The organism is Enterobacter sp. C3_dUdeg (genome assembly GCF_057536195.1).
Window position 1 is genome coordinate 1342395 of sequence record NZ_BAAKFX010000001.1, and the last position, 25289, is coordinate 1367683.

Here is a 25289-nt window from a genome sequence, read left to right on the forward strand (position 1 = left end):
CCTCAAGAATTCTTTACGTCTCTTTAACTATTGAGACGAATCCGATCGACGCTAAATAACACAATGCCTACTATTAGCACACGGTTATAAATCAACACCTTGATTTATAAGCAAGGAAATCCCCTGAGTGAAACAACGAATTGCTGTGTGTAGTCTTTGCCCATCTCCCACGATGGGCTTTTTTTTATTCTGACTACGCGCGTTGAACCTCACAGGTACTGAGCATCCGCCACTCAGCCGGCAACACCCGCGTTTCCCCTGTCGCATTGACCATCACCGTCTCGCGGATATCCGCCGACGATGCGCCAACCTGCAGCTCAAACTCGCCCGGCTCGACGATGCGTTTTCCGTCGCGACGGGTGAAGTTGAACATCTCAACCGGCAGCGTGAAGGTGAGCGTGGCGGTTTCTCCCGGCGAGAGCGTGACGCGCTGGAAGGCCTTCAGCTCCTGAAGCGGCCGCACCTGCGTGGCGACCTTATCCCTGACGTAAACCTGCACCACCTCGCTGCCGCTGCGCTCTCCGGTATTGGTGATATCCACGCTCAGCCTCACCTCACCGTCGACCGGTACGCTGCTTTCGGCGACGCGGACAGCGCCCCAGCTAAACGTCGTCCAGCCGAGGCCGAAGCCAAACGGGTAACGTGAGCCGAAATGGAACGCAAACGGTGTACCGCCGCTTTTGAGCTTGTGATTGTAGTAATAAGGCATTGCCCCGGCGCTTTTCGGCACGCTCACCACCAGGCGACCCTGCGGCTCCGCGTGTCCGGTTAACACGTCCGCAATCGCCCAGCCCCCTTCCTGCCCCGGCGCCCAGGCCATCATCAGCGCCGCGACCTTATCTTCCAGACCCTGCAGGTTGTATGGACGCCCCCCGGTCATGACCACAATCACCGGTTTACCGGTGGCGACCAGGGCTTCCAGCAGCTGTTGCTGCACGCCCGGCAGGTTCAGGGAGTCGGTATCGGAACCTTCCCCCACGGTACCGCTCTGGAACAGCCCGGCGAGATCGCCCACGCAGGCCACCACCACGTCACTCTCCTGCGCGGCGTTTACGGCCTCGGGGATCGGGGCGGTACTTTGCGATACCGGTGACTGCTGCATCGGTTTGCCGCCGCTGTCGCCAGGGAAGACCGGCGCGCCCGCCATCCGTTTTTCGATGATGTGGCACCCTTTGGCATAGCGGACGTTCGATGCACCGAGATACTGCTCCAGCGCCGCGCGCGGGGTCGTGACCTGCGAAGTCTCTTCCACCATATCGCTGATGATCAAATGCACCGGGAAGCTGTAGCCGCTGAGTAACGCCAGCGGATCGTCTGCCGTCGGCCCCACTACCGCCACGCGGGGTTTGCCCCCGAGCGGTAAAATGCCGTTGTTTTCCAGCAGCGTGATCGATTTCGTCGCCACCTCCCGCGCGGCCTGGCGGGTCATATCGTTTTGCAGATCGATACCGTTTTCATCCGCGTACGGCTTTTCAAACAGGCCAAGGCGGAATTTTTCCGTCAGCGTACGCGCCACGATCTCGTCGACCTTCGCCATAGAGATCAGCCCGCGCTCTACCGCTTCCGCCAGATGCCGCGCGCAGTCGTCTTTCGGCAGCTCAACGTCCAGCCCGGCGTTGAACGCCAGCGCAGCAGATTCGGCCGCATCGTGGGAAATCCCATGGTGCTGGTGCAGCAGGCTTACGCCGCCGTAGTCCGCGACAATAATCCCGTCGAACCCCCACTGCTCTCGCAGGACGGTGGTCAACAGGAAGCTGTCGCTGTGCCCCGGCTGGTTATCAATATCGTGGTACGCGGGCATCACCGAACCGGCGTTTGCCAGCTTGACCGCCATTTCGAACGGCAGCAGGAAGGTGTCGTTCAGCTCGCTGAACCCAAGGTGGACCGGCGCATGGTTGCGCGCTCCTTCGCTGAACGAATGCCCCACGTAATGCTTGAGCGTCGCCAGCAGATCGCGCTTATCGCCCTGTAAGCCCTTCACGTAGGCGGTCGCCATTACGCCCACCAGCCAAGGATCCTCCCCGAAGGTCTCTTCCGTTCGCCCCCAGCGCACGTCGCGGGATACGTCCAGCACCGGCGCCAGCCCCTGCTGGCAGCCGACGGAGCGCGCCTCTTTGCCAATCTGCTCTGCCGCCCGCTGCACCAGCTCCGGATCCCAGGTCGAACCGTAGTTCAATGACGACGGGAACAGGGTGGCGTCTTTGCACAGCAGCCCCACCAGACACTCCTCGTGGAATAGCGCCGGGATGCCGAGCCGCGTCTCTTCCATCATCATGCGCTGCAGGCGGTTCGCCGCGCGCACGCCGGTCTTCGCGTCAACGATGTGGGTGCCCAGCGGCCGCGTGATCTGCCCGACGCCCAGCTTGAGCCGTTCGCTGAGCGCAGCCTGCTCGCTCACGCCGGCAAATTCGTCACTCAGATCGCTGCGCTCGCGGTGGTTACCGTTTTCATCGAGGATCAGCCAGTACGCGTGCATCTGGGCGAACTTCTCTTCCGGGGTCATGCGCGCCAGTAAATCGGCGACGCGCTCGTGCACGGGACGTCCCGCGTCCTTATAGATAGTCGTCATGTTTTACTCCTGTAGTGCGGAAGGGGTTGCCGGGCTGAGCTGCCCCGCTTCGGGTCTGACTTCACGCTTGCTGGCCAGCTCCCGGGCGATGGAATCCACCAGCCGGCTGTTGAGTTTGTAGATGGCAAGCAGCGCGACCATGCAGAGGAACAGCGCGCAAGGGATAAGGGTGAACAGCGCGTTGATGGTCGAGAGAACGCCTGGCGCCTGGGTTGCCTGGCCCGGGGCGTAATCCACCATGCCAAGCACCCAGCCGACGACCGCCCCGCCCAGCGCCAGGCCAAACTTGATGGCAAACAGCGCGGTGGAGAAGACCAGCCCGTCCAGACGACGGCCGCTGCGGTGCTCTTCGTAGTCGACCACATCGGAGAACATGGTCCACTGCAGCGGCGTGGTGAGGTTTTGAATAAAGCTAAAGACGATGTTAAGGCCAAAGATTAGCCACACCTGTGAAGGAGGCAGGAAGAAAATCAGCGCGCCGAAGATAACGAAGGAGATAATCGTCCACTGGTAGGCGCGCACGCGGTCAAATTTCCCCAGCAGCCGTTCAGATAATAATGCGCCGCTTAAGGAGGCCACCATGCCGGAAACAATAAAGGCAAAAACCAGATCCGGGCGCAGCAGCACATAGTTCACGTAATACATGGTGGCGGAACCGCGCGTCACCACCGCCGTTAACAGCAAAATATTAAACAGGAACACAATACGCCACTGGCTGTTCCCGGCCAGCAGTTTTAAATCGGTGAGCATGGAGCCGGAGGTATCATTGCGCGGAGAATAACGCTCGCGGGTCATCAGGAAACAGCAGAAGAACAGCACAATTCCCAGCAGACCCATCAGGCTCATGGCATAGAAATAGCCTTTCTGCACGTTGCCCTGGCCTAACAGTGAGACCAGCGGCAGGGCGATAACCGTCACGATCAGCCCGCCGATAAACGACAGCCCAAAGCGCCACGACTGCAGAGAATGACGCTCGCGCGGGTCCAGCGTCAGCGCGCCGGGCATAGCGCAGTAAGGCACGTTAATTGCGGAGTAAATCAGGCTTAAAATCGCGTAGGTCACGCAGGCGTAAACGATTTTTGCCGTCGGCCCAACGTCCGGCACATAGAAGGTAATGAGGCAGCTCACGCCAAACGGGATGGCAAACCACAGCAGCCAGGGACGGAAACGTCCGTGACGCGTCCGGGTGCGGTCAACCAGTGCGCCAATGCACGGGTCGACAAACGCATCGACCACGCGCACCACTAAAAACATGGTGCCCATAATCGCGGCGGGCAGCCCAAATACGTCTGTATAAAAATAAGCGAGAAATAAGGTTGCCGTTTGCCAGACCAGCGCGCTGGCCATATCGCCTAAGCCATAACCTATTTTATCTTTGGTACGCAATACAGAGGAGAGAGTCATTGTTATTTGCCTTTTTATCAGGTTAAAACGTATTTCAACCAGTTGCGCATCTTCTTAAGGGAAATGCGCAGTAAGGCTCAAGTATTAGCAACGGTTTGCGCGCTAACAATTGTCTAAATTGACAGACAAATTATGATATTTGGTTTTTTACTTTATTTGTGATGGGGAGCAAATAAGAAATGAAATAAAAAAGGCGAGGAATAATATCCTCGCCTTTTCGGGTCAGCGTGGCGTTACTTGTTCAGTTCCGCCAGGCTCAGCCAGGTTTGCACCACGGTGTCCGGGTTCAGGGACAGGCTATCGATCCCCTCTTCCATCAGCCATGCGGCAAAGTCTTCATGGTCGGATGGACCCTGACCGCAGATCCCGACGTATTTACCCTGCTTCTTCGCCGCGCGGATGGACATGGAGAGCAGCGCTTTCACCGCCTCGTTGCGCTCGTCGAACAGCTCGGAGACCACGCCGGAGTCGCGGTCCAGACCCAGCGTCAGCTGCGTCATGTCGTTCGAGCCGATAGAGAAGCCGTCGAAGTGCTCGAGGAACTGCTCGGCCAGCAGGGCGTTGGACGGGATTTCGCACATCATGATGATCTTCAGCCCGTTCTCGCCGCGCTTCAGACCCTGACGCGCCAGCTCGTCCACCACCGCTTTCGCCTGATCCACGGTACGCACGAACGGGATCATGATTTCGACGTTGGTCAGCCCCATGTCGTTGCGCACGCGTTTCACCGCCTCACACTCCAGCGCGAAGCAGTCGCGGAAGCTGTCGGACACGTAGCGTCCGGCCCCGCGGAAGCCCAGCATCGGGTTCTCTTCTTCCGGCTCGTAGCGCTCGCCGCCTACCAGGTTGGCGTATTCGTTAGACTTAAAGTCAGACAGACGCACGATCACGCGTTTCGGATAGAAGGCGGCGCCCAGCGTCGCGATCCCTTCGGTCAGACGGCCGACGTAGAACTCTTTCGGCGAGTCGTAGCCTTTCATCATCTCGCGGATTTCGTTCTGCAGCTTCGGATCCTGGTCGTCAAACTCCAGCAGCGCGCGCGGGTGAACGCCGATCATACGGTTGATGATAAATTCCAGACGCGCCAGGCCAACGCCTTCGTTCGGCAGGCAGGCGAAGTCAAACGCGCGGTCCGGGTTGCCGACGTTCATCATGATCTTCAGCGGCAGGTCCGGCATGGTATCCACGCTGGAGCTCTTCACGCTGAAGTCGAGGATATCGGCGTAGACGTAGCCGGTATCGCCTTCGGCACAGGAGACGGTCACGTTCTGCCCGTCCTTCATGCGTTCGGTGGCGTCACCGCAGCCGACAACCGCGGGAATGCCCAGCTCGCGGGCAATGATCGCCGCGTGGCAGGTACGACCGCCGCGGTTGGTGACGATAGCCGCCGCTTTCTTCATGATCGGTTCCCAGTCCGGGTCGGTCATGTCGGTCACCAGCACGTCGCCTGGCTCAATACGGTTCATCTCGCTGATGTCGTGGATCACTTTGACCGGACCGGCACCGATGCGGTGACCGATGGCGCGGCCTTCCGCCACGATTTTACCCTGCGCGTGCAGCGTATAACGCTCCATCACCTGACCGCGAGAGCGGACGGTTTCCGGACGCGCCTGCACGATAAACAGCTTGCCGGTGTTCCCGTCTTTTGCCCATTCGATGTCCATCGGACGGCCGTAGTGTTTTTCGATCTGCACCGCCTGCTTCGCCAGTTCCTGCACTTCGGCGTCGGTCAGGGAGAAGCGGTCGCGCTGCTCCTGCGGTACATCTTCAATTTTAACCTGCTTGCCATGCTCCTGGGTCGGGGCATAGATCATGCGGATTTTTTTCGAGCCCATGGTGCGGCGCACCACCGCCGGACGGCCAGCGGCCAGCGTAGGCTTGTGGACGTAGAATTCGTCAGGGTTTACCGCGCCCTGCACCACCATCTCACCCAGACCCCACGCGGAGGTGATAAACACCACCTGGTCGAAGCCGGATTCGGTATCAATGGAGAACATCACGCCGGATGAGCCCACGTCCGAGCGCACCATGCGCTGAACGCCAGCGGAGAGCGCCACGCCGCGATGGTCGTAGCCCTGGTGCACGCGATAGGAGATGGCACGGTCGTTGAACAGGGAAGCAAACACGTGCTTCACCGCCACCAGCACCGCATCGTAACCCTGGACGTTCAGGAAGGTTTCCTGCTGTCCGGCAAACGAGGCGTCCGGCATATCTTCTGCGGTCGCAGAGGAACGTACGGCAAAGGAGGCCTGCGCATCGTCAGCAGAGAGCTGGTTGTACGCGTCGTGAATGGCTTTTTCCAGTTCCGGCTGGAAAGGTGTGTCGATGATCCACTGGCGGATCTGCGCCCCGGCTTTGGCAAGCTCGGTAACGTCATCAATATCCGTTTTATCCAGCAGGTCGTAAATGCGCTGGTTAACACCGCTCTGGTCTAAAAACAGGTTAAAGGCATCGGCGGTGGTGGCAAACCCGTTCGGTACGGAGACACCCATACCCGACAGATTTGTAATCATTTCACCCAGGGAGGCATTTTTGCCCCCAACTCTGTCTACATCATTCATGCCGAGTTGGTTATACCAAAGCACCAGCGGTGACGAGCCATTGTTGGACATCGAAACAATCCTTTTGTGATATTTGATCGGAGTAAGTAACACCTGACTACGTATTTATACTGGCATATTTATTTCCGCTAAAAAAACGGTGAATCGTGTAAGCAATTTAAAATTTCAACTTTTCGGATACTTTCCCATCAACGATTAACCCGATGATTCCTCTATATTCATCCAGAAACCCCAAAAATAAAGTCGCTATTTGAAAAATGAAATCCACTTTTCAGGAAAATCAAAAACAGCGTTTCATTCATAATTAGGATAAGTTCTTTGCTGTGTAATTTACTTTTTTAATTTATGCTTTCAGACAATTAGGTCTGATATTCAGGGTGAGTAAAATGGATAGTGCTGTCGATCGCCACGTTTTTTATATTTCTGATGGTACGGCGATCACCGCCGAGGTGCTGGGCCACGCGGTGATGTCGCAGTTTCCCGTCTCGATTAACAGCATCACGCTGCCGTTTGTCGAAAACGAGAGCCGCGCTAAAGCGGTGAAGGACCAGATTGACGCCATCTACCAGCAGACCGGCGTCCGCCCGCTGGTGTTCTACTCTATCGTGATCCCTGAGATTCGCTCCATCATTCTGCAAAGTGAAGGCTTCTGCCAGGATATCGTGCAGGCGCTGGTGGCGCCGCTGCAGAGCGAGCTTAAGCTCGACCCGACCCCGATTGCCCACCGAACCCACGGGCTGAACCCCGGCAACCTGACCAAGTACGACGCGCGTATCGCCGCTATCGACTACACCCTGGCCCACGACGACGGTATCTCGCTGAGAAATCTCGACCAGGCGCAGGTGATCCTGCTTGGCGTGTCGCGCTGCGGCAAAACCCCGACCAGCCTTTATCTGGCGATGCAGTTTGGCATTCGCGCCGCAAACTACCCGTTTATCGCCGACGATATGGATAACCTGGTGCTGCCCGCCGCCCTTAAGCCGCTGCAGCACAAGCTGTTCGGCCTGACGATCAACCCTGAACGCCTTGCGGCCATCCGCGAGGAGCGTCGCGAGAACAGCCGATACGCCTCCATGCGCCAGTGCCGGATGGAGGTCTCCGAAGTGGAAGCGCTGTACCGCAAAAACCAGATCCCGTGGCTGAACAGCACCAACTATTCAGTTGAAGAAATTGCCACCAAAATTCTCGACATCATGGGGCTTAATCGCCGCATGTACTAATATGCTAGTACATTAGCTCGGATTCAGGTATCATCATCTGCAACCACGGGGCGGTGTCGCCCCGAACTTGAAATCAGCAGGGATTGGTTTAAGGTGATGCCCATCACTTCCCGGTAGTCTGCCGATGAAGCAAAAATTTTCTGAGACATTCCATGAATAAAACCGATGAACTCCGCACTGCGCGCATTGACAGCCTGGTCACGCCGGCTGAACTGGCACAGCGGCATCCCGTTTCCGCCGCCGTCGCGGAACATGTGACGGCCTCCCGCCGCCGCATTGAAAAAATCCTGAACGGTGAAGACAAACGTCTTCTGGTGGTGATTGGGCCTTGCTCCATCCACGATCTGGATGCCGCGATGGATTATGCAAAACGACTCCAGGGACTGCGGGATAAGTACCAGCATCCCCTTGAGATCGTGATGCGCACCTACTTTGAAAAACCGCGCACCGTGGTGGGCTGGAAAGGCCTGATTTCCGACCCTGACCTCAACGGCAGCTATCGCGTTAACCACGGTATCGAGCTGGCGCGGAAGCTGCTTTTACAGGTCAACGAGCTGGGCGTTCCGACGGCGACCGAGTTTCTCGATATGGTGACCGGGCAGTTTATCGCCGATCTGATCAGCTGGGGCGCGATTGGCGCGCGCACCACCGAAAGCCAGATCCACCGTGAGATGGCCTCCGCCCTCTCCTGCCCGGTCGGCTTCAAAAACGGGACCGATGGCAACACCCGTATCGCGGTTGATGCCATCCGCGCCGCCCGTGCCAGCCACATGTTCCTGTCGCCGGACAAGAGTGGTCATATGACCATCTACCAGACCAGCGGTAACCCTTACGGGCATATCATTATGCGCGGCGGGAAGAAACCCAATTACCATGCCCAGGATATTGCGGCGGCCTGCGAAACGCTGGCCGAGTTCGACCTGCCGGAACATCTGGTGGTGGATTTCAGCCACGGCAACTGCCAGAAGCAGCATCGCCGCCAGCTGGACGTCTGCGATGAGATCTGCCAGCAGATCCGCAGCGGCTCGACCGCCGTTGCAGGGATTATGGCTGAGAGCTTTATCAAAGAAGGCACGCAGAAAATCGTTGCCGGACAGCAGATGGTTTACGGCCAGTCGATCACCGACCCGTGCCTGAGCTGGGAAGACAGCGAACTGCTGCTGGAAAAGCTGGCAGCTGCGGTTGATTCTCGCTTCTGATGTTATTGTCGGGTGGCGCTGCGCTTACCCGACCTACGATTGTGCCCTTCTCCCTCTCCCTGTGGGAGAGGGTCGGGGTGAGGGCATCAGACCGCACCTCCCCCCCCAAATTTGATCCCCTCATCCTTTTTTCACAAAAACGCTTGCCGTCAATTTGTACTTTATTGATAATGATTATCATTGTTACATTGATTGCCATTTATAAACATTATGTCACGTACGGATAACAGCGCGGCAACGCAAGAAAAAACACACACAGCGCCAGCCCCCGCCGAGCGTCGCATTGACAGCAAAACCCTCCTCGGCGATGAGGGACGGGTCATTATCGAGCATGACGGACAGCGCTATCTTCTGCGCCAGACCCATGCCGGAAAACTGATCCTCACAAAATAAACAACACCTAAAAATACGCCAGCCACCCAGGTTATCCCCAGGCAGCCAGCGCTTTTCACTTCTTATGGAGAGTTGCTATGCCACACCTGCCTTCCGCATCTTTACGTCCGTCACTTCTGGCGCTGGCGATTGCCAGTACCCTACCGGGCGTCGCGTTCGCCGCCACAGACGACATTACCGTCACCGCCACGGGCAACGCCCGCAGCACCTTTGAAGCGCCCATGATGGTAAGCGTAATTGACGCCAGCGCGCCGGAGAAACAAACCGCAAGCTCGGCGGCCGACCTGCTGCGTAACGTCCCCGGTCTGACGCTGGACGGCACTGGGCGCACTAACGGGCAGGACGTCAACCTGCGCGGCTATGACCGTCGCGGCGTGCTGGTGCTGGTTGACGGCGTGCGTCAGGGCACCGACACCGGCCACCTGAACAGCACCTTTCTCGATCCCGCGCTAATCAAACGTATCGAGGTGGTCCGCGGCCCGTCGGCCCTGCTGTACGGCAGCGGCGCGCTGGGCGGCGTGATCTCTTATGACACCGCCGATGCCAACGATCTGCTCGAACCGGGTAAAAACAGCGGCTACCGCGTGTTTGGAACGGGCGCAACGGGCGATCATAGCCTCGGGATGGGGGCCAGCGCCTACGGCCGCACCGATACGCTTGACGGTCTGGTCTCCTGGTCCAGCCGGGATCGCGGTGATGTCCGCCAGAGCGATGGTGCAACCGCGCCTAACGACGAATCCATCAACAACATGCTGGCGAAAGGCAGCTGGAAAATCGACCCCGCCCAGACCCTGAGCGGCTCCCTGCGCTACTACAACAACGCCGCTCAGGAGCCGAAAAACCCGCAAACCACCGGGGCGGACAGCAGTAACCCGATGACCGACCGCTCCACCATCCAGCGCGATGCGCAGGTCGGCTACCACATTTCACCGGAAGGGTACGACTGGCTGGACGCCGACGCGAAGGTCTACTGGTCCGAAGCGCGCATTAATGCCCAGAACGTCGACGGTAGCGGTGAGTTCCGCAAGCAGACCACCAAAGGCGGCAAGGTGGAAAACCGCACCCGTCTGTTCAGCGACACCTTTGCAGCACACCTTCTGACCTACGGCGGGGAATACTATCGTGAGGAGCAGCATCCGGGCGGGGCAACCACCGGCTTCCCGGACGCGAAAATCGACTTCAGCTCCGGCTGGCTGCAGGATGAGATCACCCTGCGCGATCTGCCTGTTACCCTGCTGGGCGGCACGCGCTATGACAGCTACCGCGGCAGCAGCGACGGCTACAAAGATGTGGATGCAGACAAGTGGTCATCCCGCGCCGGGTTAACCATCAGCCCAACCGACTGGCTGATGCTGTTTGGCTCTTACGCGCAGGCCTTCCGCGCGCCGACCATGGGCGAAATGTATAACGACGCCAAACACTTCTCCATTGGCCGCTTCTATACCAACTACTGGGTGCCAAACCCGAACCTGCGCCCGGAAACCAACGAAACGCAGGAGTTTGGTTTTGGCCTGCGCTTTGACGATCTGATGCTTGCCAATGATGCGCTGGAGTTTAAAGCCAGCTATTTCGACACCAAAGCCAAAGACTATATCTCCACCACCGTCGATTTTGCCGCCGCGACCACCATGTCGTACAACGTTCCGAACGCCAAAATCTGGGGTTGGGATATGATGGCAAAATACTCGGCCGATCTCTTCAGCCTCGATCTGGCCTACAACCGCACGCGCGGGAAAGACACCGATACGAGCGAGTACATCTCCAGCATTAACCCGGACACCGTCACCAGCAAACTGGATATCCCGGTGGCGCAAAGCGGGTTCTCCGTCGGCTGGATCGGTACTTTTGTCGATCGCTCAACGCATATCAGCAGCAGCTACAGCAAGCAGCCGGGCTATGCGGTCAACGATTTCTACGTGAGCTACAAAGGCCAGGAGCGGCTCAAAGGCGTGACCACCACGCTGGTGCTGGGCAACGCCTTTGACAAAGCGTACTGGTCACCTCAGGGCATTCCGCAGGACGGTCGTAACGGCAAGATTTTCGTAAGCTATCAGTGGTAATTCCCTTCGGGGCAACTATTCAGAAGGAAGAGACAATGAATCACTACACGCGCTGGCTTGAGCTAAAAGAAGCCAATCCGGGTATGTACGCGCGCGACGTCGCGGGGTTAATGAACATCAGTGAAGCAGAGCTGACCTTTGCCCGCGTAGGTCACGACGCCTGGCGACTGCGCGGTGAAATCCGCGAGATCCTGGGCGCGCTGGAGGCGGTGGGCGAAACCAAATGTATCTGCCGCAACGAATACGCCGTACACGAGCAGGTCGGGAGATTTACCAACCAGCACCTGAACGGCCACGCCGGGCTGGTGCTGAACCCGCGCGCGCTGGATCTGCGCCTGTTCCTCAACCAGTGGTCGAGCGTGTTTCACATCAGTGAAGCCACCGCACGCGGCGAGCGGCAGAGCATTCAGTTCTTCGATCACCAGGGCGATGCCCTGCTGAAGGTCTACGCCACGGACAACACCGACGTTTCCGCCTGGGGCGACGTGCTGACCCGCTTTATCTTTGCCGACAACCCGCCGCTGGCGTTGAGGATAGCCGATGCTCCGGCTCATGCAGAAAACGCAAATGCCGCTCTCGTGGATAACGAGTGGCGCGCCATGACCGACGTTCATCAGTTCTTCAGCCTGCTCAAGCGCCATAACCTCAGCCGCCAGCAGGCGTTTCGCCTGGTGGGTGACGATCTGGCCTGCCGGGTAGAAAACACCGCGCTGGCGCAGCTCCTGGAGACGGCGCGTCGGGACGGTAACGAAATCATGGTCTTCGTCGGCAACCGCGGCTGCGTGCAGATCTTCACCGGCGCGGTGGAAAAGCTGGTGCCAATGAAAGGCTGGCTGAACGTCTTTAACCCAACCTTTACCCTGCATCTGCTTGAAGGATCCATTGCGGAAACGTGGGTCACGCGCAAGCCGACGGCTGACGGGCATGTCACCAGCCTGGAGCTGTTTGCCGCCGACGGAACGCAAATCGCCCAGCTGTACGGCCAGCGTACGGAAGGCGAACCGGAGCAGAGCCAGTGGCGCAGCCAGATTGACGCCTTAACGGCGAAAGGGCTGGCCGCATGAAACGGTGGCTTGCCCTGCTTAGCGCCCTGCCCCTGCTGGCGTCTGCGGCGGCGCAGGAGAAAATCGTTACCCTCGGCGGCGACGTCACCGAGATTGTCTACGCTCTCGGCGCGGCGCCCTCGCTGGTGGCCCGCGACAGCACCAGCCAGTGGCCGCAGGCGGCGAATTCGCTGCCTGACGTGGGCTATCTGCGCCAGCTCAATGCGGAAGGGATCTTATCCATGCGCCCCACGCTGGTGCTGGCCAGCGCTCAGGCGCAGCCGTCTCTGGCGCTAAAGCAGGTTGAGCAAAGCCACGTCAGGGTGATCGCTGTTCCTGCCAGTAACGACCTGAACGTCATTGACGAAAAGGTGCGGATCGTCGCTGAAGCGACGCACCGCGAGGTCGAGGGGGAGGTCCTGCGCAGCACGCTGCGCCAGGCACTGTCGGCGCTTCCCGCGTCGCCGCTCAATAAGCGGGTACTGTTTATTCTCAACCACGGCGGGATGACCGCCATGGCCGCCGGACAACAGACCGGCGCGGATGCTGCCATTCGTGCGGCGGGGCTGCAGAACGCGATGCAGGGGTTTACCCGCTATCAGCCGCTGTCTCAGGAAGGCACGATAGCCAGCCAACCCGATCTGGTGGTGATTTCTCAGGACGGTCTCAACGCCCTGGGCGGTGAAGCGAATCTGTGGACGCTGCCCGGCCTGGCGCAAACCCCGGCGGGACGGAACAAGCAGGTGCTGGCGATTGACGATATGGCGCTGCTGGGCTTCAGCATGCGAACGCCGGAAGCCATCCAGCAGCTGCGTGCCAAAGCGGAGCTGCTGCCCTGATGTCCCGGCGGATCGCCTTATCGTTATGGATGCTGACCGCGATCCTGACCATCATGACGCTCGCAGCGACCGGGGTTGGGGCATTACACCTGCCGATCAGCCTGATGTGGAACGGGACCGACGAGGCGCTGCGTCAAATCTGGCTGACAATCCGCCTGCCTCGCGTGCTGCTGGCGCTGGCGATCGGCGGTTCACTGGCGCTGGCGGGTTGCGTGATGCAGGGGCTGTTTCGAAATCCGCTGGCAGACCCGGGACTGCTCGGCATCAGCAGCGGCGCAGCGCTCGCCGTTGCGCTGTGGGTGGTTCTTCCGCTCTCGCTGCCTGCACTGGTGATGCTGTATGCCCCGATGCTGGCGGCGTTTCTCGGCGCGCTGGCCGCCACCTTCGTGATTTTCCTGCTCAGCCGTCAGCGTGACGCTTCCCTGTCGCGCCTGCTGCTGGTGGGAATTGCTATCAACGCCCTGTGCGGCGCGGCCGTCGGGGTGCTGTCATGGCTCAGCAATGATGCCCAGCTTCGCCAGCTTTCGCTCTGGGGAATGGGCAGCCTCGGCCAGGCGCAGTGGTCAACGCTGCTGGTCGTCGCGTCGCTGATGGTTCCCACCGTGCTCGCGATCTGGCGTCTGGCAGGCGCCCTCAACCTGCTGCAGCTGGGCGACGAAGAGGCACATTACCTCGGCGTGGAGGTTGCCGCCGTGCAGCGGATCCTGCTGTTGTGCAGCGCCCTGCTGGTGGCCGCCGCCGTTGCGGTCAGCGGCGTGATCGGCTTTGTCGGCCTGGTGGTGCCGCACCTGGTGCGCATGTGGCTGGGAGCCGACCACCGGGCCGTGCTCCCCGGCTCGGTGCTGGCCGGCGCGTTGCTTCTGCTGGTTGCCGATACGCTGGCGCGCAGCCTGGTCGCACCGGCGGAAATGCCGGTCGGCTTACTGACCAGCCTTCTCGGCGCGCCGTGGTTTCTGTGGCTTATCTTTCATCGCGGAGGTGCGCATGGCTGAACGCTATTGTGCTGAAAACCTTGTTTTTCGCGCCGGACAACGCACGCTGATTGACGACGTGTCGCTGACCTTATCTCAGGGCGAGCTGGTGGCGCTGATTGGCCCCAACGGCGCCGGGAAATCAACGCTGTTGCGGCTGCTGACCGGCTACCTTAAACCTGCGGGCGGACGGTGCAGCCTGGCGGGCACACCGCTTGCGGCCTGGCAGCCGAACAGGCTTTCCCGCTACCGGGCGGTAATGCGCCAGAACACGCAGCTCGGATTTGACTGGCTGGTTGAGGCGGTCGTCGGTATGGGGCGAGCGCCCTGGACCCGCACGCCTGAAGCGACGGTTATTGAGGAGGTCATGGCCGTCACCGGCTGTTTACCGCTGGCGGGCAGGCAGTTTGCCGCACTCTCCGGCGGCGAGCAGCAGCGCATCCAGCTCGCCCGCGCGCTGGCTCAGCTTTGGTGCGACGGCGCGCCGCGCGGCTGGCTGTTCCTTGATGAACCCACGTCTGCGATGGATCTCTATCACCAGCAGCATCTGCTGCGCCTGCTGAAATCCCTGACCCGTCGGGGTCATCTGCACGTTTGCGCGGTGCTGCACGACCTTAATCTGGCGGCGCTGTGGGCGGACCGCATCCTGCTGCTGCATGACGGCAGAATCGTGTCCCAGGGAGCACCGGAAACCGTTTTGCAGGCCGACGCGCTGGCGCGCTGGTACGGCGCGCAGGTTATCGTCGGCAGGCATCCGGCTCACGCCGCGCCGCAGGTGTTTCTCGCCCCCTGATTGGGCTGGTAAAAATCTTTCAGCGTTTCCAGCAGGGCATGCGCCGCTTTAGAGAGCTGCGTGTGTCCTGGATGGATCGCTCCAATGCACTTTTCTATCGGCGGGTTATCCAGCGGAATACAGACCGCGCCCAGCGCCGTCATCTGCGCCTCGCAGAGCGCCGGAACGGCGCTGCCGCCCAGCCCGCTCGCGACCATTCGCCCGACCGTCACCAGCTGATGACTCTCCAGCGCCACGTCCAGCTTTCTGCCGCTTCGCGCCAGCTCCTCCTCCATCATCAGACGTACCGCCGAAGGGCGCTGCAGGGTGATGAAATCCAGCGTCAGCAGCTCTTCCCATGACAGGCGCTTCTTGCCTGCCAGCGAGGAATCTTTTGGCACAATGGCCACAAACCTGTCGAGGCCCAGCGGGGTAAACAGCAGGTTGTGCGTTGGCGCGGGCTCAAAGGCGATGCCCATCTCGACCCGCCCTTCCCGCACCATCTCTATCACCTGCTCGTTAATGACATCATGCACGGTGACGTTGATCCCGGCATGGCGATCGCGAAACGCTTTTAGCACCTCGGGCAGGACATTCGCGGCAAACGACGGCATGGCCGCAACCGAAATTTTACCGCGCTGCAGGGTAAAGCACTGGTGCATCGCCTCTTCGACGTTATCCCAGTCGGCAAGCAGCTGGCGCGCCATCGGCAAAAACGTCTCTCCCTCCTGCGTCAGCGCGACCTTGCGCGTGCTCCGCTGCAGCAGCGGTCCACCGAGCGCATCCTCCAGCGCTTTAATCGTCAGGCTCAGGGCCGGCTGGGAAAGATTCAGCCGTTCGCTGGCGTGCGCGAAATTGAGAGTGTGAGCTACCGCTAAAAACGCGCGTAACTGTTTGACACTCATTCTCATTTTTCATCCTGTTAACTAATTGAAAAATTTTAGTTAACAGTAAATTAATAAAAAAACCAAATGAGTGGGTCACAAATTCAAAATTAACAAATGAGTCGCCGCCCCTAATGATACTGGCACGGATAACGGGAGGGATAACTATGGCGGGACTGGACAAGCGCGTCGGCAGCTATGCGCAGGCGCTGGAAGGGCTGACGGACGGAATGACCTTGCTGGCGGGCGGCTTCGGCCTGTGCGGGATTCCGGAGAACCTGATTGCAGAGGTCAGACGCCGTCAGGTGAAAGATCTGACGGTGGTATCAAACAACTGCGGCGTGGACGGTTTCGGTCTCGGGATACTGCTCGAAACGCGGCAGGTTCGCAAAGTGGTGGCCTCTTACGTCGGCGAGAACGCCCTGTTCGAGCGGCAGGTGCTGAGCGGCGAACTGGAGATTGAACTCACGCCTCAGGGCACGCTGGCGGAAAAGGTGCGCGCGGGCGGCGCGGGCATTCCGGCATTTTACACGGCCACCGGCTACGGCACGCCCGTGGCTGCCGGCAAAGACGTGCGCCAGTTTTCGGGGAAGCACTACATCCTTGAAGAGGCCATTACCGGCGATTTCGCGCTCATTAAGGGCTGGAAAGCGGACTGGTACGGCAACGTTGTCTATCGGCATACCGCGCAAAATTTTAATCCGCTGATGGCAACGGCGGGCCGGATAACGGTCGTTGAGGTGGAAGAGATTGTTGCACCGGGCGAGCTGCCCCCGTCGGCCATTCATACCCCGGGAATTTACGTCGACAGGCTGATTGTCGGCCAGTTTGAAAAACGCATTGAACAGCGCACCCTGCGCGCGGAAGGAGTCTGACGATGTTAACCCGTGAACAGATGGCCATGCGCGTCGCCCGCGAGCTGCGCGACGGGTATTACGTCAACCTGGGGATCGGTATTCCTACCCTGGTGGCGAACTACATTCCGGACGGGATGGACGTTATGCTTCAGTCGGAAAACGGGCTGCTGGGGATGGGGGCTTTTCCTGACGAGCAGAGCCTTGACGCCGACATGATCAACGCCGGTAAACAGACCGTCACCGCACGCACCGGCGCGGCCATTTTCGACTCGGCCCAGTCGTTTGCCATGATCCGCGGCGGTCATGTCGACCTGACCGTGCTGGGCGCGTTTGAAGTGGACGTCGAGGGCAATATCGCCTCGTGGATGATCCCCGGAAAGATGGTCAAGGGCATGGGCGGCGCAATGGATCTCGTCGCCGGGGCGCAGAACATCATTGTGGTGATGACCCACGCCTCGAAAAGCGGTGAGTCTAAGCTGCTGCCGCGCTGCACGCTGCCGCTCACGGGCGCGGGCTGCATCCGTCGGGTCTTGACCGACCTCGCGTTGCTGGAGATCGAGGACGGCGCGTTCATCCTGCGGGAATACGCTCCCGGCGTCAGTATCGACGAAATTGCGGCTAAGACAGCCGGAAAAATGATTGTGGCGGACGACGTTCGCGAGATGCGCTTCAACTGAGGACTCACAATGAAAGAAGTCATGATTGTCGGGGCAACGCGGACCCCCATAGGCAGTTTTCGCGGCTCGCTATCGTCCCTTTCGGCGGTTGAACTGGGGGCCGTCGCGGTGCGGCAACTGCTGGAGAACAGCAATCTTCTCGAAGAACAGGTAGATGAACTGATTTTCGGACAGGTGCTGACGGCGGGATGCGGGCAAAACCCTGCGCGCCAGACGGCCATCGCCTCCGGATTACCCGTCAGCACGCCGGCGACAACGGTCAACCTGGTGTGCGGCGCGGGCCTAAAAGCGGTGCAGCTCGCCGCGCAGGCGATCCGCTGCGGCGACGCGAACGTGGCCATCGCTGGCGGTCAGGAGAGCATGAGCAACGCCCCCTATCTGCTGGACGGCGCGCGTTCAGGGCTGCGTTTTGGCCATACGGGCCTGCAGGACAGCATGATTACCGACGGGCTGTGGGACGCGTTCAACGATTACCACATGGGGATCACCGCTGAAAACGTCGCTCGTGAGAATGCCATTTCCCGCGAGCAGCAGGACGCCTTCGCCGCCCGGTCGCAGCACAAAGCGGCCTTTGCCATCGAAGCGGGTCGGTTTGACGCCGAGATAGCGCCGGTGACGGTAAAACAGGGCAAAAAACCGCCGCTTATCGTCAGCCATGACGAACAGCCCCGGCCTGGCACTACCGCTGAGCAGCTGGCGCAGCTGCGCCCCGCCTTTTTGCAGGCGGAAGGCACGGTGACGGCCGGAAATGCGTCGACGCTCAACGACGGTGCCGCTGCGGTGCTGCTGATGAGCGGCGAAAAGGCGCGGGAGAGCGGTTTGCCGATCCTCGGTCGCATCGTGAGCTACGCCGTGACGGGCGTTGACCCGTCGGTAATGGGCATCGGTCCGGTCAGCGCCTGCCGGACGGCGCTGGCGCGGGCGGGCTGGACGCTCGATGACGTGGACCTCATTGAAGCCAATGAAGCCTTTGCCGCCCAGGCGCTGGCGGTGGGCAAGCAGCTCGGCTGGGATGAGCGCAGGGTGAACGTTAACGGCGGCGCTATCGCCCTGGGTCATCCAATTGGCGCCTCCGGCTGCCGCATCCTCGTGACGCTGCTGTACGAAATGGAGCGCCGTGACGTCAAAAAAGGGCTCGTCACCCTGTGCGTGGGCGGCGGGCAAGGCATTGCTCTGACCGTCGAGCGTTAAGCATCTCGTTGGTATCCGAATAATAACTAAAGTGAGGAGTCGTAATGAGTGTGTTAATTGCCCTGGCGGCGCTGGCGCTGCTGATGCTGGCGGCCTATCGCGGATACAGCGTTATTTTGTTTGCGCCGATTGCGGCGCTCGGCGCCGTGCTGCTGACCGATCCGGGTGCCGTCGGCCCGACGTTTACCGGCCTGTTTATGGAAAAGATGGTGGGCTTCGTCAAGCTCTACTTCCCGGTGTTCCTGCTGGGGGCCGTTTTCGGCAAGCTGATTGAGCTTTCAGGTTTCTCACGATCCATCGTCGCGGCCGCGATTCAGATCCTCGGTCGTCGCCACGCCATTCCGGTGATCGTCCTGGTGTGCGCGCTGTTAACCTACGGCGGCGTGTCGCTGTTCGTGGTGGCATTTGCGGTGTATCCGTTTGCCGCGGAACTGTTCCGCCAGAGCGGCATCCCCAAGCGGCTGATCCCGGCCACCGTGGCGCTGGGGGCATTTTCGTTTACCATGGACGCCCTGCCCGGCACGCCGCAGATCCAGAATATCATCCCCACCAGCTTCTTTGGCACGAACGCCTGGGCCGCGCCGTGGCTTGGGCTTATTGGCTCTCTGTTTATTATCGTCTTTGGCCTGCTCTGGCTGGAGCGCCAGCGTCGTAAGGCGTTCAATAACAACGAAGGCTACGGCACGGATCTGAAAAATGAACCCGAAACGCCGGATAACATTAACCTCCCGCACCCGCTGATTGCTATCTCCCCGCTGCTGGTGGTGGGCATACTGAACCTGCTGTTTACCCGCTGGATCCCCGGCTGGTACGGCACGACCCACGAGCTGACTCTGCCCGGTCTGGCGAAACCGATTGTCACCGAGGTGGGCAAGATCACCGCCATCTGGGCCGTCGAGGCGGCGCTGATCTCCGGTATCGTGCTGGTGCTGATTTTTGGCTTTCGCAATATCCGGGGTCGTCTGGCAGAAGGCAGCCGGACCGCGGTGAGCGGTGCCATTCTGGCGGCGATGAATACCGCCTCGGAATACGGTTTCGGCGCGGTGATCGCCGCCCTGCCCGGGTTCCTGGTGTTATCCAAAGCGCTGGCGGCCATCCCGAATCCGCTGCTGAATGAGGCCATCAGCGTGACGGTGCTTGCGGGGATCACCGGCTCGGCGTCCGGCGGGATGAGCATTGCCCTCGCCGCCATGTCCGACTCGTTTATCGCCGCCGCCCACGCCGCCAATATCCCTCTTGAGGTGCTGCACCGCGTGGCCTCTATGGCGAGCGGCGGGATGGATACGCTGCCCCATAACGGCGCGGTGATTACCCTGCTGGCGATTACCGGCCTGAGCCATCGCCAGGCCTACGGCGGCATTTTCGCTATCACCATCATTAAAAGTCTGGCAGTGCTTTTTGTCATTGCCGTGTTCTATCTGACCGGCATTGTGTAAGGAGAGAAAGATGAATCTGAACGGTAAGACCGCGCTGGTGACGGGCTCGACCAGCGGCATTGGACTTGGGATCGCCCGCGTGCTGGCGAAGGCCGGAGCGCAGCTGATCCTCAACGGTTTCGGCGACAGCGAATCAGCAAGAGAAGAGATTGCGCAGCTGGGCAAAAAGCCGGGCTATCACGATGCGGACCTGCGTGACGTGCTGCAAATTGAAGCCATGATGCGCTACGCCGAATCGCAGTTTGGCTGCGTGGACATTCTTGTCAACAACGCCGGGATACAGCATGTCGCCCCGGTTGACGCGTTTCCGGTGGAGAAATGGAACGACATTATCGCCATCAACCTCTCCTCGGTATTTCACACCAGCAGGCTGGCGCTGCCCGCCATGCGCGAGAAAAACTGGGGGCGCATCATTAATATCGCCTCCGTTCACGGGCTGGTCGCCTCAAAAGAGAAGTCAGCCTACGTTGCCGCCAAGCATGGCGTAGTGGGCTTTACGAAATCGCTGGCGCTGGAAACCGCCCGCACCGGTATTACCGCCAATACCATCTGCCCCGGCTGGGTACTGACGCCGCTGGTGCAACAGCAAATCGACAAACGTATCGCTGAGGGCGTGCCGCCGGAGCAGGCTCGCGATCGGCTTCTGGCAGAGAAACAGCCTTCGGGCGAGTTTGTCACTCCGGAGCAGCTGGGTGAACTGGCGCTGTTTTTGTGCAGCGATGGCGCCGTGAACGTTCGCGGCGCCGCGTGGAATATGGATGGCGGCTGGGTTGCGCAGTAATTTTTGCCGGGTAAGGCGACGCCGCCACCCGGCAAAATCTCTAGCTTGAGCAGCTGACCTCCAGCCGCTTGCCCCAGTCAGGCGGGCGGCTGACGTAGTCATCATCCCGCTCGGCAAACGGCGTGCGCAACGCCAGATGCAAACGGTGTAGCTCGTCATACTCCCCCTGCTCTGCCTGCTCAATCGCCCGCTGCGCCAGCCAGTTGCGCAACACCATCGCGGGATTTGTCGCGTTCATCTGCGTCTGGCGGGTAGCGTCGTCCACCTGCTCCTGCTGCAGCCGCGCGCGGTAAGTGGCAAACCAGTCGTCAAACGCCTGTCTGTCAATAAACTCGTCGCGCAGCGGCGAGGCCGCACTGTGCTGCTCCGTCTGGCCCAGCATCCGGAAGGTACGGGTATAATCGCTGCCCTCGCGCGCCATGAGGGCAAACAGACCGTTGAGGATGTCGTTATCGCCCCTCTCCTGCGTCATCAGCCCCAGCTTGTTGCGCATCAGCGAGCCGTATTCTCGCAGCAATATGTCCTGATAGCTGTCGAGCGCATCATTGAGGGCATCTACGTCGATGAACGGCGACAGGGTTTGCGCAAGCCGCTGCAGGTTCCACAGGCCAACCGCGGGCTGATTGTCAAAGCTGTAACGTCCCTGATAGTCGGAATGGTTGCAGATATAGCCAGGCTGATAATCGTCCAGGAAACCAAACGGACCGTAATCAAAGGTCAGCCCGAGGATCGACATGTTGTCCGTATTCATGACGCCATGCGCAAAGCCCACCGTTTGCCAGCGGGCAATCAGGCTTGCGGTACGGGCAACCACATCCCTGAACCAGAGAACGTATTTATCCGCCTCGTCCTGCAAATGCGCCCAGTGGTGACGAATGGCAAAATCAGCCAGCTGGCGAACCTTGTCCGGCTCGCGGCGATAGTAAAAGTGCTCAAAATGGCCGAAGCGCAAATGGCTTTGCGCAATACGCATCAGCATTGCCCCTTTTTCCACCGTTTCGCGCGCTACCGGCGTATCGCTGGTGATAATCGACAGCGCGCGCGTAGTGGGAATACCCAGGGCATGCATCGCTTCGGACGCCAGGCACTCGCGAATCGTTGAACGCAGCACCGCGCGCCCGTCGCCCATTCGCGAATAGGGAGTAAGACCCGCCCCTTTCAGGTGCCAGTCAACCGTCTCCCCGTTGGGAAGCCGTTGTTCGCCGAGCAGGATCCCCCTGCCGTCGCCCAGCTGCCCCGCCCAGACGCCAAACTGATGTCCGCTATAGACCTGAGCCAGAGGTTGCATCCCGGCGAGAAGCGTTTCACCGCCCCAGACGCCAGCGCCCTCTGAAAGCTGAAACAGCTCAGGCGGAATGGCCAGTTCTTCTGCCAGCAAATCGTTATGCCAGATAAGGCGTGAATTTTGTAAGGGTGTTGGTTTGAGTGCGGTGTAAAAGCCAGGCAACTCGTCATACCAGTGAGCAGTAAAAGACAGGGTCATAGGTCCTCCTGCTTTTAGTGTAGAGGGTTTACCCGGACTTAAACACGGGCGAAAGCAAGGGTTATCGCTGCTGAACCAGCGATGTAACGTGCTCCGCAGAGACGGCTGGCCAGAGTGCGCCCTGCATGGCGCCAAAATTGAAGGACAAAACGCGTTGCAACAGGCCGTGGTCGTCAATGCCCGAGACGATAACTGACTGGCAGTGCGGTGTGATTTGCCAGAGGATGGCGCGCATAAAAGGCTCAAAAGAGAGCTCCGGGGCACGCTGCTGAATGAAGCCTTTGTCGAGAATAACCCGTTTAAATAATCCATCATAGACCGCTTTGAGCGATGCGGCACCTGCGCCAAAGTTTGCCAGGACCAACGGGAAATGGATTGCCATTCTCGCCAGCTGCAGATCGTCCTTTCCGTTATTTAAACCTGGATAATTCTCATTAACAGTAAACTCAAGAAACGGGTAACGTTCAAGGATTGAAACAGCGTTTCCATTACTTAATAAAAATTCAACTATTGCAGGTGTAATATTGATCCATGCAATTAACTGATGCTGAATAAAAAACAGTTTACAGGTATCAAGCAATTGCAATTTTTCGTTAAACAGCACTAACTCTTCAGCTGCTGAAAGCCGAGGGATAACGAGCTCAGTGGGGATCCGCACATCGCTGCCGACGCCAGTAAAGTTAACCAGAACCTCTAAACCTTTAAGCTCCCCTGCGCTATTACGAGCAGGCAGAAGCAGCAGTTCAGACTGGTAAGCATTATCTAGCGTAATAATCATTGCACTCGCTCCGCATTAAAGATGAGAGAGGACATCCTGGAGCAATTGCCGACACAATTCCACTGTCTTGATTTTAATAAGATTAATTTCATTAGTTCCGTATTTATTTTCAGATTTATCCCTGAATCTAAAATAATTTTATCCTGGTTGCCGAATAATAGCCAGTTTTAGATAAAACAGACACATGCAGGATTCGCTAATTTTAGATAAATTTAACTTTAAGCATCTTATTTGAGAAAAAACGGCATGATTTATTAGAGACCATGCCGTCATAAGAGAAGTGTCTGACAAAGACTATATACGTCGTGCCTGCCAGAAATTTTTACGCCAGTAAACATTATCAAGAGAAGAGCGCATCACCCCGCGGCTTGTCGAGGCGTGAATGAACTGATTGTCTGTATCATATATGCCCACATGAAGACCGCTTTCACCCGATCCGGTTTTGAAGAAAACCAGGTCCCCGGGGAGAAGATCGCCTTTATCAATTTCAGTGCCAATTTCGGCCTGCTTGCGCGTTTCGCGCGGAAGCTGTAAATCAAACTTGTCGCGGAACGTCATCAGAACGAAGCCGGAACAATCTACGCCGCCGCGGCTCATTCCGCCGTAGCGATAAGGCGTGCCGCGCCAGTTGCTCAGCTGATCGTTGAGGCTGGCAATGACGGTGATCGAATCTGAAAGCCGTGGGTTAGGCGGCGGCGCACGATGGCTACTGCATCCCGCAAGAAAAAGTGCGGCCATCAGGAGAAACCAGAATCGCATTTTCAGACGAATCCTCTGCTTTTTTTGTTCTTTTCGTAATTTAGCGTGCAATTGTGCTAAGAGGCAAGAAACGGTTACGTCTGCCCGGTAGAAATCAGCATCTTATGTCCCTCAATATCCAGCCTGCGGAACGACATGTTGTACGCGCGGGCAAGATGGGGAGGCGTAAGAACCCGATCCCGCGCACCGCTGGCGATCATCTTTCCCTGCGACAGCAGCCACACCCGGTGGGCATGACGCAGGGTGTGGTTGAGGTCATGACTGCTCATCACCACGGCGATACCTTTTCGGCTCAGGGCGCTTAACAGCGTATCCAGTGCCGCCTGCTGCGCCACGTCCAGACCGCTCATGGGTTCATCGAGGAGCAGCATTCTCCCGTGAGGATTACCTGCCGGGTGGATCTGAAGAATGACGGCCGCCAGGCGCACCCGCTGCCACTCTCCGCCGGAAAGCTGGCTGGCGTGCCGGGACAGTTTATCTTCCAGCCCCAGGGCCGCGGCAACGTCCGTCAGCAGTGCCGTCTGTTGTTTGTCGTGCAAATGCAGCATCAGATAGTGCCAGACCGGCATCGCAAAGGGCGGCACCTGCTGCTGCACGAGGTAACTGCGCCGATGCGCCAGCGAGACCGGTGACCAGTCGGCGAGCGTATGCTCCAGCAGCGTTATCTGCCCTTCTCCGACGGTCATGCCTGCCATCCTTGCCAGCAGCGTGCTCTTCCCTGCACCGTTTGGCCCGACAAGATGCAGGATTTCTCCCGCATTGATGGTACCGGTTATCGGCTCCAGACGTCCCCGCTCGGCAACGTCCGTGAGCTGCATCAGCAACGACATTATTTCGCCAGCGCCAGCTTGATCGATTCCATGACGATCGGATCTTCAGGGGTCATATCCGGCGAAAAACGCTGAACGACCTGGCCGTCGCGGCCAATCAGGAATTTTTCAAAATTCCACAGGATATCGTCCGGGTAAAGCGGCGCGCGGCCTTTGCTGGCCATGCGTTCATAAAAACCGCTTCCTTCCGGCGCAACGGCCTTCGGCGCGGCAGCGATCAGCTTCGCATACAGAGGATGGCGGTCTTCACCGTTGACATCGATTTTGCTGAACATCGGGAACGTCACGCCATAGGTGGTGCTGCAGAAGGTTTTAATCTCCTCTTCGCTGCCCGGCTCCTGGCCCAGGAACTGGTTGCACGGGAAGCCCAGCACGGTGAAACCGTCTTTCTCCCAGGCCTTCTGAATGTTCTCCAGCTGTTCGTACTGCGGCGTCAGGCCACATTTGGATGCCACGTTGACGATAAGCAGCACGTTGCCTTTGTAGCCTTCCAGCGTGGTGTTAACGCCATCAATGGTGGTCACTTCAGTATTCAGGATATCAGTCTGCATAGCATTCCCTCAGGTTGTCTTACGGCTAGTT

The 25289-nt window shown here is 59.0% G+C and carries 22 protein-coding genes and 1 other RNA gene; 14 read left to right on the forward strand and 9 right to left on the reverse strand.

Translation table 11 applies throughout. The features are described 5' to 3' along the window. Positions 1 to 80 precede the first annotated feature (80 nt). Positions 81 to 188, forward strand: an RNA gene (rprA, locus tag AC27FC_RS06335) — antisense sRNA RprA. Between the two features lie 5 nt (positions 189 to 193). Here the strand turns inward: rprA and AC27FC_RS06340 are convergent. From AC27FC_RS06340 to ppsA, 3 genes are all read right to left on the reverse strand, one after another. Continuing rightward, positions 194 to 2569 (reverse strand): glycoside hydrolase family 3 N-terminal domain-containing protein, encoded by a 2376-nt coding sequence (locus tag AC27FC_RS06340; RefSeq protein ID WP_196354546.1) that lies wholly within the window; start codon positions 2567 to 2569, stop codon positions 194 to 196. A gap of 3 nt (positions 2570 to 2572) precedes the next feature. Next, positions 2573 to 3973 (reverse strand): MFS transporter, encoded by a 1401-nt coding sequence (locus AC27FC_RS06345; protein WP_058840771.1) that lies wholly within the window; start codon positions 3971 to 3973, stop codon positions 2573 to 2575. A 233-nt stretch (positions 3974 to 4206) separates the two neighbouring features. Further along, a complete protein-coding gene (gene ppsA, locus AC27FC_RS06350; protein ID WP_023311316.1) occupies positions 4207 to 6585 on the reverse strand; it encodes a phosphoenolpyruvate synthase in 2379 nt (792 codons plus the stop codon). A gap of 335 nt (positions 6586 to 6920) precedes the next feature. Here ppsA and ppsR point away from each other — a divergent pair, with 335 nt between their 5' ends. From ppsR to AC27FC_RS06390, 8 genes are all read left to right on the forward strand, one after another. After that, complete coding sequence (ppsR, locus tag AC27FC_RS06355) at positions 6921 to 7754, forward strand: posphoenolpyruvate synthetase regulatory kinase/phosphorylase PpsR (RefSeq protein ID WP_023311315.1); 834 nt, start codon at positions 6921 to 6923, stop codon at positions 7752 to 7754. 152 nt (positions 7755 to 7906) lie between these two features. Then, positions 7907 to 8953 (forward strand): 3-deoxy-7-phosphoheptulonate synthase AroH, encoded by a 1047-nt coding sequence (aroH, locus tag AC27FC_RS06360; RefSeq protein ID WP_487159854.1) that lies wholly within the window; start codon positions 7907 to 7909, stop codon positions 8951 to 8953. 210 nt (positions 8954 to 9163) lie between these two features. Then, positions 9164 to 9346, forward strand: coding sequence for a hemin uptake protein HemP (gene hemP, locus AC27FC_RS06365; protein WP_094935171.1), 183 nt, complete (start codon positions 9164 to 9166; stop codon positions 9344 to 9346). A 77-nt stretch (positions 9347 to 9423) separates the two neighbouring features. Next, positions 9424 to 11406 (forward strand): TonB-dependent hemoglobin/transferrin/lactoferrin family receptor, encoded by a 1983-nt coding sequence (locus AC27FC_RS06370; protein WP_126327614.1) that lies wholly within the window; start codon positions 9424 to 9426, stop codon positions 11404 to 11406. 35 nt (positions 11407 to 11441) lie between these two features. Further along, entirely contained in the window at positions 11442 to 12470 is a 1029-nt protein-coding gene (gene chuS, locus AC27FC_RS06375; protein WP_048977414.1) for a hematinate-forming heme oxygenase ChuS, read from the forward strand. After that, positions 12467 to 13288: a heme/hemin ABC transporter substrate-binding protein gene (locus tag AC27FC_RS06380; protein ID WP_196354547.1), complete on the forward strand. Its 822-nt coding sequence runs from the start codon at positions 12467 to 12469 to the stop codon at positions 13286 to 13288. The genes chuS and AC27FC_RS06380 overlap by 4 nt, the downstream gene beginning before the upstream one ends. Continuing rightward, a complete protein-coding gene (locus tag AC27FC_RS06385; protein ID WP_193139072.1) occupies positions 13288 to 14280 on the forward strand; it encodes a FecCD family ABC transporter permease in 993 nt (330 codons plus the stop codon). Before AC27FC_RS06380 ends, AC27FC_RS06385 begins: the two co-directional genes overlap by 1 nt. Continuing rightward, entirely contained in the window at positions 14273 to 15052 is a 780-nt protein-coding gene (locus tag AC27FC_RS06390) for a heme ABC transporter ATP-binding protein (RefSeq protein ID WP_196354549.1), read from the forward strand. The genes AC27FC_RS06385 and AC27FC_RS06390 overlap by 8 nt, the downstream gene beginning before the upstream one ends. Here AC27FC_RS06390 and AC27FC_RS06395 read toward each other — a convergent pair. Next, a complete protein-coding gene (locus AC27FC_RS06395) occupies positions 15019 to 15942 on the reverse strand; it encodes a LysR family transcriptional regulator (RefSeq protein ID WP_033145286.1) in 924 nt (307 codons plus the stop codon). The two genes, AC27FC_RS06390 and AC27FC_RS06395, sit on opposite strands and share 34 nt — an antisense overlap. A gap of 140 nt (positions 15943 to 16082) precedes the next feature. Between AC27FC_RS06395 and AC27FC_RS06400 the strand changes: the two genes are divergently transcribed. From AC27FC_RS06400 to AC27FC_RS06420, 5 genes are read left to right on the forward strand one after another with little or no spacing between them, the layout of a single operon-like run. Then, on the forward strand, positions 16083 to 16790 hold the full coding sequence (locus AC27FC_RS06400; protein ID WP_033145285.1) for a CoA transferase subunit A: 708 nt from the start codon (positions 16083 to 16085) through the stop codon (positions 16788 to 16790). 2 nt (positions 16791 to 16792) lie between these two features. Then, the gene (locus tag AC27FC_RS06405; protein WP_029740425.1) at positions 16793 to 17449 is read left to right on the forward strand and encodes a CoA transferase subunit B; all 657 of its coding nucleotides are present in this window, start codon (positions 16793 to 16795) and stop codon (positions 17447 to 17449) included. A 9-nt stretch (positions 17450 to 17458) separates the two neighbouring features. Then, positions 17459 to 18640, forward strand: coding sequence for an acetyl-CoA C-acetyltransferase (locus AC27FC_RS06410; RefSeq protein WP_196354551.1), 1182 nt, complete (start codon positions 17459 to 17461; stop codon positions 18638 to 18640). Positions 18641 to 18684: 44 nt separating this feature from the next. Continuing rightward, the gene (locus AC27FC_RS06415; RefSeq protein ID WP_094935165.1) at positions 18685 to 20076 is read left to right on the forward strand and encodes a GntP family permease; all 1392 of its coding nucleotides are present in this window, start codon (positions 18685 to 18687) and stop codon (positions 20074 to 20076) included. Positions 20077 to 20086: 10 nt separating this feature from the next. Next, positions 20087 to 20857 (forward strand): 3-hydroxybutyrate dehydrogenase, encoded by a 771-nt coding sequence (locus AC27FC_RS06420; RefSeq protein ID WP_232960240.1) that lies wholly within the window; start codon positions 20087 to 20089, stop codon positions 20855 to 20857. 40 nt (positions 20858 to 20897) lie between these two features. On the opposite strand, the gene selO is transcribed toward AC27FC_RS06420, so the two are convergent. From selO to AC27FC_RS06445, 5 genes are all read right to left on the reverse strand, one after another. After that, on the reverse strand, positions 20898 to 22340 hold the full coding sequence (gene selO / locus AC27FC_RS06425; protein ID WP_196354554.1) for a protein adenylyltransferase SelO: 1443 nt from the start codon (positions 22338 to 22340) through the stop codon (positions 20898 to 20900). A gap of 61 nt (positions 22341 to 22401) precedes the next feature. Further along, a complete protein-coding gene (locus AC27FC_RS06430) occupies positions 22402 to 23118 on the reverse strand; it encodes an EAL domain-containing protein (RefSeq protein ID WP_032657851.1) in 717 nt (238 codons plus the stop codon). Between the two features lie 294 nt (positions 23119 to 23412). Continuing rightward, on the reverse strand, positions 23413 to 23877 hold the full coding sequence (locus AC27FC_RS06435) for an NlpC/P60 family protein (RefSeq protein ID WP_047061629.1): 465 nt from the start codon (positions 23875 to 23877) through the stop codon (positions 23413 to 23415). A gap of 74 nt (positions 23878 to 23951) precedes the next feature. Beyond that, a complete protein-coding gene (gene btuD / locus AC27FC_RS06440) occupies positions 23952 to 24707 on the reverse strand; it encodes a vitamin B12 ABC transporter ATP-binding protein BtuD (RefSeq protein WP_087822412.1) in 756 nt (251 codons plus the stop codon). Next, on the reverse strand, positions 24707 to 25258 hold the full coding sequence (locus AC27FC_RS06445; RefSeq protein ID WP_094935163.1) for a glutathione peroxidase: 552 nt from the start codon (positions 25256 to 25258) through the stop codon (positions 24707 to 24709). The genes btuD and AC27FC_RS06445 overlap by 1 nt, the downstream gene beginning before the upstream one ends. Positions 25259 to 25289 lie beyond the last annotated feature (31 nt).